The organism is Empedobacter sp. UBA7611 (assembly GCF_002484365.1).
In the GTDB taxonomy this organism is placed as follows: domain Bacteria; phylum Bacteroidota; class Bacteroidia; order Flavobacteriales; family Weeksellaceae; genus Empedobacter; species Empedobacter falsenii_B.
The window spans coordinates 6038-16364 of record NZ_DLJR01000001.1 but is presented as its reverse complement, the minus strand read 5'-3'; the positions used below and the strand labels follow the sequence as shown (position 1 = coordinate 16364).

The following is a 10327-nucleotide window of genomic DNA, read 5'->3' as shown; positions in this document are numbered from 1 at the left end:
CAAAACGTTTTTTTATTATTATTTAAAACCTCGCTTGCACTTGCACACTTCCCGTATGTATTGGCTTATTTTCTTCGGTTTTTCGTCCATCATACGAAATATTCAATTGCAAAAAACTTGTGATTTGCCGTTGGATTTGCAACTGCCAAACAAAATTATTTCCAGCGCGCAAACCTTCCATCATTTGATTTCCAACAACAGATTCTTGGTTTCCGATAAATTTATTGTTGATAAAACTAAAACTTCCCAACAAACTCATTTTATCCGAACCGTTCCATTGAATTTCTGTTCCCAAATCCGACTGATTTAATTGCTCTTCACCCGAAACATTCTTCTTATTTTGATAATTATAAAACAACGACGCAACAAGATTTTTTTCTGTTTGATACGTAATTTTTGGTGATAAACGAAGATTATTTAACTTATATCGTCTACTCAAAAATAATTCAGAATCGCTGTTAATCACCATATATTCAGTATCGAAACTTGCGATTAGATCTTGCAAAATCTTATAACGCGCTTGCAACAAATAACTGTCTGAATCACGGTATTCAGAACCTGTGTAAACATACGTTTGGGATTGTTGTTGATTGTAAATAAAATTTGACGACCATTTATATTGTGTTCCTTGATTAAAGAAAATCGACGAACGAATACTTCTTGTTTTACCTAAAATTTGAGCCGAATTCGTAAAAGGATTCCATTCTAACGTCGTTCCTTCTTTGCGCAACGAGTTACTTGCCGAGATATTTTGCTGAAACATCCAACGATTCCAGAATTCATTTTCGGTATTAAAAACTTGTTTTGGACGAAAACGCAACGTAAAATTGAATTGATTTTTATTCGTTTTCAAATACTCGATTGTATTCGTATACACGCGAATATAATTTGCTTGGTCGATAAATTCTGCCACTTCAAACTCGTCAATTTGCTCAATTCCATCGCCGTTATAATCCGTCCATTTGTAAATTCCCATTCCATCCGAAACTTTTACATACTGAAATTCACGCTGCGGTTCCACACCGCTTCCCACTTCATAATCTACATTTAATTGTAAACCTTGATTGAAAAAAGCTTTGTACCATTTTACGCTTCCTGTCATAAAATCTTCGTTCGGCGCATCTAAAAATTGATAATTAACTCGTCGATAATGGAAATTTAAATTTAATTGATGATTTTGTTTTTGTATTAATGTTGAATTAAAAATAGCTCCTTTACTTTGTTGAATATTTTGCCAAGTCCCTAAACGAACCGAATCGTCTTGACGTTGATAAACCGTCAAATCGATTTTATGACCAAGCGAATCTGCAAAACCTCCTTTCAACTGAAATTCATTCCATTTAAAACTTAAATCTGATTTTTGATTTTTTGTCAAATCATCCATGTCATTATTCTCGCCCCAAACTCTCGCTCCAACCCAAAATTTATTTCCAATTTTTCGTTTTCCATCTACCATATAACGCGCAAAATTGGTATTTTGAAGCGTTGCTTTTGTTGATAAAATATTTGCTTGCGCAACGATTTCGTCTTTTTCAGTTTTATAATTTGCATCAAGTTGATTTCTCAAACCTTTGTACAAACCAGTATTTTCAAGATAATCGAATTTATATTGTGCATTAAATTTTTCTTTCCAAGATGAATTGATTTTTGCTGTGATAAAATTCTGATTTACGCCACTTAATTCTTGTTCCAAATTAAAATCTCGTGCAAATTCAACAGCTCGTAAACGCTCTGCACTTTTATAATTTTTATTAATAAAATTCCATTCCGCATAAGGTGTAATTTTCCAATTTTTGAAAGAAAATGTTTTTTCACCATAAACACGAGTTGCTAAACCAGAATTGTTTTGATCATCAATCGATGAAAATAAATTTTGATCATAATTACTCAAACCTAAATTAAAACCAACATTTCCATTATTTCTCAATTGATATTGTCCATTCAACGTATAAATCTGCAACTTTTTAGGCGAAATTAATTGCTTTATTGGTTCATAATCACCTTGTAAAACTCCAGCAATTGCTTCGTTATATTGAAAGACTTTCCCATTTTGATTCGCATTTATTTGTCGATAATTTCCTTGATTAGCGCCAACATACGTGAAAGCCACTTGATACAATTCATCGTTTGGATCCGTCGAATATTCAAAAATATCTAAGCCATTTTGATTTACTTTTCGATACAAGATTTTATTCGAATCAAAAGTCGTTTTTTCAGCAGAAACGGTGTACATTTTATTTGGATCATTTCCTGCATTTGCTAAAATTTGCTTTTCATCATCTGTCAAATCATTTCCAAGCGAATTATTTTTCGAATCTCCTTGAGAAAAGAAAAAACCTGACAATTTTAATCTCTCCGATTCGTATTCAGCGCCACCATAAAGTAAAACTTGCGAATAATTTCGAGAATTGTACAAATACTCCACATTAATGCGCGTATTTGCGGTAATCAATCGGTTTGAAGTAAAAGAAATTTCACCCGTATTATAATTAATCACATAATCATTTTGCTCGCCTCGCTCCAACAAAACACCATCAATGTACACTTTTTCACTTCCCGAAATAATAATCACATACAATTCATTATTTTTCCCAGAAAGCCTGTAAGGACCTTGATTTCCGTCTTGTCCAACAAAATTAACGCGCATAAATTCTCCTCGTGTAATACTTCCCGAAGAAAAAATATTGGTCGAGGATTTTTCGCCTTTCAACTGAGTTGATAATTGTAATCCTGTTACTTTTTGATTAAATGGATTGAAAAAATCTCGTTCTTGATTGGTATTAATATCAATATGTCCAGCTCTAATTTTCGAATTTTTACTGGCTAATTCGATGTAAACTTTATCAAATTCTTGCAAATTTTGCGTGTATCCATCCGATTCTATTGGCACATTATTATCCGCAATCGCCGCATTTACTGTAATATCATCCGATAATTTTCCAGACAATTCCAAATCCAACGAAGATTGCACAGACGCACTTTGATTATTTCCAAAACGAATACCACGAACCATCGAACCTTTACTATTCAAACCATCAAAAACATCTTTGTTCGCTTGTTTTGAATTCGGTTCTATTTGATGAAAAATATCAACTGGTTTTGCATCATTAACAATGATATTCGGATTTTTGGCATAAAAAACAGATTCGGCTAATTTTGGATTAACAAAATACTGAATTTTCACCATTTGTTTGGCGATTGAAGAATTGAAATAAACCTCGTTTCGTTCAAAATTTATCGTATAAAATTCTTTTGAAATTGGATTTCCTGTTGAATCTAAAATTTGAAATTTTTCTGACAAAATTCCTTTATTTTGCAGCTTTATCGTATCAGAAAGTTGAACAGAATCTTGTCTAAAATTAGGATTTTTCCACCCAAAATGTTGAGCAAAAACAAAACTGTTCACTAACCAAAAACATAGAAAAAATAGAATCCGAAACTGCAAAAGATTTTATTAGAATAACGAAAATTTAAGCTAAAAATTTTACTCGAAATTTAATCACTTTTTTTGAATCAAATAATAGTTTCTTTGGATACGATCGTTATAATTTTTTTGATTTTTTGAAGAATGATTCAAATCGACCACACCAATTTTTTTGATTGAATAATTATTGAAATGATCCGCAAAAAAAGTAGAATCTGACGGACTTGCTAACATTCCAAATTTCTCTTCTTTCGGAAAGATAGTTTTCTTTCCATCGTTAATTGCAGGAATTGAAGTCCCATAATCCAACACTATTTCAGGAACAAAACTTTGCCATTCGTATGTTTTGATTTGATTTTGTTGTTCTAATTTTTTCAGATTTTTAGCAGAAGAATACAATTCTTCGGAAAAAGTTAATTTGGAAAGTGGAAATCCAAACGCAACAACTGAGCACATCAATAAAATAGTTGAGTAAAATATCTGTTCGAATGATTTTATCTTTAATCCTTTAAAAATTGAGATTCCTAAAATTAATCCTACGACAGCAAAAGGAATCGACCAAACCAAAAATTCTGACAAACGATCTTTTGTATAAATAAAAACACCAACTGAAATTGCGATTCCTATTATTCCGTATAAACCAAACGCAAAATTGGTAAAATATCGTTCAGTTTTATTTGATAAATTTTTGAATTCTAATCGTAAATATTCGATATAAAAGCCAATATTCATCGCTAAAGGAATTAAAACTGGTAATAAATATCTTGATTTTTTTTCTGGAATTACAGATAATAAAACCACCGATAAAATCGTCCATAACCAAGCAAATTGATAGGCTTTTTTGTTTGCAACTTTATTCTTTAGATAGGGATAAATCAAACTTACCAAAGCCGGAATTGTCCATAAACCAGATTGCGTAAAGAAACTCCAATAATAATAAATTGGGCGAGTATTATAGCTATGCCAATTGTTCACTTCCTTTTGAGAAGCCGCTAAAAAATGTTCTGGATCAAAATATTTCACATACATCATCCATGCAAATCCTACAACACAACCTAATATTATCGTTAAAATTGTAATTCCTAAATTTCTTCCTAATTTGTATCTATAAACAATAAAATAGGCAATTAAAAAAGGTAAAAATAACGCATACAACGAAACTGGACCTTTGCTCATTATCGAACAAGCCAACAAGAAAAATGCAGCAATAAAATTGAATAAATTAAATTTTGATGATTGAAATTCTTTCACCAAAAACAATATTGCTCCCATCACAAAACTATGCGTGTACATGTCCCAATTGTTATCTCTCCCTGAGAAAAACACGTAAAATGAAGTGATTAAAACCAATGAAGAATTAACAACTTGTTGTTTTGTTAAATCGAAATGCGTTAATGTTTTATAGAACCAAACGACTAATAAAATGGTAATTAGAACAACTGGAATGCGTAGCCAAAAAAAGTTTTCGAAACCAAAAACACTTCCAAAAACAGCTGTAATCCAAGTTGGTAAAGGTGGCTTTTCATAACGAGGCAAACCGTTAAGCGTGGTAAAAATCCAATTTCCATCGTGGACCATTTCTCGCGCCGAAATAATATTTCGAGCTTCCATAATGTTAGTTTGTAAAACACCAAGATTGACAAACAACATCAAAATTGTTACGATGATTAAAAATAAAACTGAATTTTGCTTAATCCACTGAACCATTTTTTTCTTTTCGTTTGATTAATATATTTCGAGTATAAACGATAAATCCCATAAAATGACCAACAAATAAAACGGGATCTTTTCGAATAATCGCGTAAGTTAAAATTAACAATGATCCTGTTAAACTAATGGCCCAAAATCCCATTGGTAATTGCGATTCGTGTTTTCGTTCGGAATAAATCCATTGATAGACGAAACGAAATGTGAAAAGTACCTGAGATACGACTCCTAAAGATAAAAGCCACATCGGAATTTTTTCGTTTTTGAATAATAAATCTACATCAAAAATTCCGTTATTGAAACCATATAAAACAATTAATGCAGGAAAAACATACAAGAAAATGCGTACTATTTTCGGAAATTCTTTCCAATGATTTTGAAGTTGAATATTTCTGATATAGATATAATACGTCAATGTTTGTCCCAACATAATCGAAAAATCATGACGCAAATAACCATATAAAAATAGCAAAACAGATGCAAACAAGCTAACTTCCCAAAATAATTTTGGTGTAAGAACTTTCTTATTCTTTTCAGAAACAACCCATTGTAAAATAAGACGACTCGAAAAAAGTGCTTGTGCAAGAAAACCAATACTGATGATAACCCAATTTGGCATTATGCTCTTTCTTGAATTTTATAATTGATGTATTTTTTCTTCATCCAAACAAATGCAAAACAATCCATTAACGGTCCTAATAAACGGTTCCATAAATTGAATTTTGATTCGCCCGCGATACGAGGAAAATGTTTGACAGGAACTTGAGTAACCGTTCCATTTTGTAATAAAATCATAGCTGGTAAAAAACGGTGCAATCCTTTGAACATCGGAATTTTCTTCGCTTTTTCAGCATCTATAACTTTTAATGGACAACCCGTATCATCCATTCCGTCATTAGTAAATGCTCTACGAATAGAATTGGCAATTTTAGATGACATGTTTTTCACGAAAGAATCTTTGCGATCTGCACGAACTCCAGTCACCAAATCATATTGATCTGCTAACGCTAATAATTTATTGAAATCTTCTGGATCAGTCTGTAAATCCGCATCGATATAACCAACCCATTTTGATTCCACTGTATCAAAACCAGCTTTTATAGCTGCAGATAAACCATAATTTTTGTCAAAAGAAATATAATGAAAAGCTTGATTTCTATTACAAATCTCTTTGATAAGAGCCAAACTTTTGTCTTTAGAACCATCATTAATCAATAAAATTTCAGTCCGTTTTATTGACTTTGACAGATATTGATTCATTGTTTCTTCCAATCTTATCAAGTTATCTTCCTCATTATAAATTGGGATGATAATTGTAAACTCTGTTGACATTTTTAAATTATTTCAGAGGACAAAGCTATGAAATAATCAAACGAAATTAAAATATTTTTGTTGAAGCTAATTTATTTCATATCAAATCGAAACGAACTTTGTTTGATGATAAAAAACAGTTTTTTTTTAAACCAATAATTTATCCATTTCTTGAACAAGAATACCCTTATCTTCATTATTAATCAAGACTACAGCATTTCCTATTCCATAAGGTTTATAACGCTCTAAGAAGCTTTGATCTTTAAACAAACCAATTGTTTTTGTAGGCGCTGCACAACTCAAATGCATCATACCAGAATCGGCTGCAATCACAAATTCGCAACTTTTCATCACAGCTGCAATTTCTCTCACATCTTTACTGTAATAAGTAGGCAATCTATGATTTAGCATCGAAATATTTTCGACAGGTAAAATTTCAATTAAATTATATTCTTGCGAATATTTTGGATAAAATAAATTGTAAAATTCTGTCCACCATTTTTCATCATAACATTTTGTACCAGTTGCATACGTAAAAAATGCAAGTGTTTTCTTTGAAGGATCTTGAATCAATTCAGTTAACATTTCTATTCCTTTTGTAGACTCTTGCTCTGTTAACTGAATATTTAGAGTTGGATTATCTAAATTTCCTTCTTTATTTTTAAATAATTCTAAGAATTTTCTAAACACATAAACTGGATATTGTGCTTGATGAATATGAATTTCTTGATTCGAATTCATTTCAAATTCATTTCCAAAAATTTTATACTTAGAATTCGCAAAAGAAGTTGAAAGTCGTCCTGAAGATGAATTTTTATCAACATTAATGACTAAATCGTAATTCTTTTTTTTGATTTTTAGCCAAACTTTAGCGTATTGAATCAATTCTTTGAAAGGTTTTTTAGGTAATTCAATAATTTGATCAACTTGAGGATAGTTCTCAAAAATAATCGGAGCAACCTTACCTTTTACAAATAAGTCAATTTTAACACCAGGATTATATCGGATAATTTCCTGAATCAAAGGTGTAATCAATAGAATATTTCCTAAACGCTGATTGGGTCTGTTTATCAGTACTCTATTAAGTTCAAGAGGTTTTTCTTTGTCTATCTTTGGCAAATTACCATCACCTATTCCTCCTGTTAATCGACGCATAATTGTACGACGAAAATGATTGACTGATTTTTTAAAATTCATTAAAAAGTGCTCGTTAAAAAAATACCTTTATTGTATTCTTATTTTTCCACGAAACTATGTAAACTATTGGTAATTACGAAATATTTTTTTCATAAAAAAAGATCTCTTATCGAGATCTTTAAATTATTTTGTTTTCGTAGGGCGAACTTCTATTTTACTTGGCAAAACATTTGGATTCATTTTCAACAAATCAACTACCATTTGTCCTAAATCTTCGGGCTGAATTTTCCATCCATCCTCAGAATTTGGCACATGATCATTAAAATTTGAAGTCACAGAACCAGGCATAATCGTTGTACATTTGATATCATAATTTCTCAAATCTAACATCGCTGCTTGGGTAAAACCGACAACGCCAAATTTCGAAGCATTGTAACCCGCTCCATTCGCAAAGAAATTTGTTCCCGCCAAAGAAGCAATCGAAATATAATATCCTTTCGAAACTTTTAGTGCTTCAACAGACGCTTTTATTGTATGAAAAACTCCTGTCAGGTTAGTATCAATCATCGCATTCCAATCTTCTAAAGAAAGTTCATCAACTGGCGCAAATTTTCCTAAACCAGCATTTGCAATCACAATATCCAAACGTCCAAACGCAGAAATAATTTGCTCAATTGCATTTTGTTCATCTTCGAAATGTCTCACATCCGACTGAATAGCCAATACATTTTGATTTCCTAAATAATGACGAGCTTTTTCAACATCATCAATGTTTCGTCCAGAAATTGCCACTTTCAAACCATTTTCTACCAATGATTTTGCAATTCCTAATCCAATTCCTTTTGTTCCCCCCGTTATATAAGCTACTTTACCTTCTATATTTTGCATAATTATTTTAGTTTTATTTTTGGTTCAGCCAATTCCATTTACCATCTTTTCGGTAAATAAATCCGCCTTCTTTTGCGTTATCTTGATGCACATAAATCGCATCATAATCTAAAGTTACGATTTCATTTTTAGAAACTCCATTTAAATTTCGTTTCACTCCATCTTTATAATTCGAATAAAGTGGCGTTCCTTTTGGAATCATCATCAACGTTCCGAAATCATAATTTGTAATTTTGAACGGATCTTTTGCTCCTCCCAAACCATAAATTTGACTTCCTTTTTTCATATTATTCACAATAAATAAACGGATATTTCCTTTTGTATCAATCATTCTATATAAATAATCCACCACACCGTCACCAAAAAAGTCGCCTTTAATTGCGAAACATTTGTAAGCTGTTGCTAAATAAAATTCGCTAAAAGCTGGATGTGTAGAAATTTCTGTTTCGAATTGATTGACAAAATTTTGTTGTGTGATTAAATAACCACTAAACGCATACAAATCGCCTTGAGCAGAAGAATCATTAACTCCTTCATCCAAAATTAATTTAGACGAGCTAACATCTAATTTCACCCAGTTTCCACTTTTTGCTTTCCCATTATCTTTAATTGCAAACGCTTCACCTTTTTCTGAAATTTTAACAGGATATCCATACGGAATTTTACCAATTCGTTTTCCATTCGGACTTGTTCTAACTGTCAATCCTTCTTGCGCTATAACTTGATAAATTTCTTGTGAAAACACAATAGAACTCATCATCAAAATGAATCCAACAACTATTTTTTTCATGATGTAAAATTAAAAAGCTTCAAGTAATCTTGAAGCTTTTATATGAACTATTTTAAATTAAAATTTACTTAAAATTAGGTTTTCTTTTCTCAACAAAAGCAGTTGTTCCTTCTTTGAAATCTTCTTCGTCAAATAAATTTCCGAAACTTTCAATTTCAACTTCAAAACCATTGTCTTTATCTGACGCATTAATTGCTCGAATCGCGTGACGAATCGCTACAGAAGAATTTTTTGAAATTTTAGTCGCAATTTCTTTTGCACGATCAATTAATTCAGCTTGCTCAACAACTTCATTCACTAAACCAATTTCATGCGCGCGTTCAGCTGTAAACATATCTGCTGTCATAATTGCTTGCATTGCACGACCTTTTCCAATTAATTTTGGCAAACGTTGCGTTCCTCCATAACCCGGAATCAAACCTAATGTAACCTCTGGTAATCCTAATTTTGCATTAGTTGATGCTATACGAAAATGAGACGCCATCGCTAATTCTAAACCACCTCCTAAAGCAAAACCATTCACTGCGGCGATTACAGGTTTTTTAGAATTTTCAATTTTATCAAAAACATTTTCTTGTCCTTTTGCAGCTAATTGTTCACCTTGACGACCATCAAAACTTGCAAATTCTTTGATATCAGCACCAGCAACGAAAGATTTTTCACCAGAACCTGTTAAAATAATTACTCGAATAGCGGGATCAGAATCTGCGTCTGTAAAAAAGTTTGAAATATCATCTAATAAATCTTTGTTCAATGCATTTAATGCTTGCGGACGATTTAAGGTAACTAATGCAATTTTATTTTCTACTTCAACAATCAGATTGTTATAATTATATTCCATTTTGTTTGTGTTTTTATTATTCACTCAAAAATATCAATTGTTCACTCAACTAAAAAATTTATCAAAAAATAATTTGTACAATTCAAAATCCTTCCTAAATTTGTCCCAATGAAAACATTATTTACAAATAACTGGTGGTGGAATATCGAACAACAAAACGTTGGTTCGTAAGACCTCTATGCAGTTATATGTAGAAAAGGCTTGTCGTAACCGACAAGCCTTTTTTTGT

At 31.5% G+C, this 10327-nt stretch carries 9 protein-coding genes (1 of these 9 only partly in view); 1 reads left to right on the top strand and 8 read right to left on the bottom strand.

Annotated elements, in window-relative coordinates; all coding sequences use genetic code 11:
• Positions 1–22: 22 nt before the first annotated feature.
• The 8 genes from B3R94_RS00070 to B3R94_RS00035 all read right to left on the bottom strand — a co-directional run bounded on the left by B3R94_RS00070 (position 23) and on the right by B3R94_RS00035 (position 10098).
• On the bottom strand, positions 23–3406 hold the full coding sequence (locus B3R94_RS00070) for a hypothetical protein (RefSeq protein WP_291097796.1): 3384 nt from the start codon (positions 3404–3406) through the stop codon (positions 23–25).
• A gap of 93 nt (positions 3407–3499) precedes the next feature.
• Positions 3500–5131, bottom strand: a complete 1632-nt coding sequence (locus tag B3R94_RS00065; protein ID WP_291097793.1) for an ArnT family glycosyltransferase — start codon at positions 5129–5131, stop codon at positions 3500–3502.
• Positions 5115–5750, bottom strand: a complete 636-nt coding sequence (locus B3R94_RS00060) for a lipid-A-disaccharide synthase N-terminal domain-containing protein (RefSeq protein ID WP_280050064.1) — start codon at positions 5748–5750, stop codon at positions 5115–5117. Before B3R94_RS00060 ends, B3R94_RS00065 begins: the two co-directional genes overlap by 17 nt.
• Positions 5750–6463 carry a glycosyltransferase family 2 protein gene (locus tag B3R94_RS00055; protein ID WP_180905753.1) on the bottom strand — a complete coding sequence of 238 codons (714 nt, stop codon included), beginning with the start codon at positions 6461–6463 and terminating at the stop codon, positions 5750–5752. The genes B3R94_RS00060 and B3R94_RS00055 overlap by 1 nt, the downstream gene beginning before the upstream one ends.
• A 126-nt stretch (positions 6464–6589) precedes the next feature.
• Entirely contained in the window at positions 6590–7639 is a 1050-nt protein-coding gene (locus tag B3R94_RS00050) for a glycosyltransferase family 9 protein (protein WP_291097789.1), read from the bottom strand.
• A 123-nt stretch (positions 7640–7762) separates the two neighbouring features.
• Positions 7763–8467 carry an SDR family oxidoreductase gene (locus tag B3R94_RS00045; RefSeq protein ID WP_038330800.1) on the bottom strand — a complete coding sequence of 235 codons (705 nt, stop codon included), beginning with the start codon at positions 8465–8467 and terminating at the stop codon, positions 7763–7765.
• Between the two features lie 13 nt (positions 8468–8480).
• Positions 8481–9257: a hypothetical protein gene (locus B3R94_RS00040; protein WP_125349992.1), complete on the bottom strand. Its 777-nt coding sequence runs from the start codon at positions 9255–9257 to the stop codon at positions 8481–8483.
• A 64-nt stretch (positions 9258–9321) separates the two neighbouring features.
• A complete protein-coding gene (locus B3R94_RS00035; RefSeq protein ID WP_291075931.1) occupies positions 9322–10098 on the bottom strand; it encodes an enoyl-CoA hydratase/isomerase family protein in 777 nt (258 codons plus the stop codon).
• Between the two features lie 225 nt (positions 10099–10323).
• Between B3R94_RS00035 and B3R94_RS00030 the strand changes: the two genes are divergently transcribed.
• On the top strand, positions 10324–10327 hold the start of the coding sequence (locus B3R94_RS00030) for an anthranilate synthase component I family protein (protein WP_291097786.1). It continues 1352 nt past the right edge of the window; 4 of the gene's 1356 nt are visible here — the first part of the coding sequence; the start codon lies at positions 10324–10326; the stop codon falls past the right edge of the window.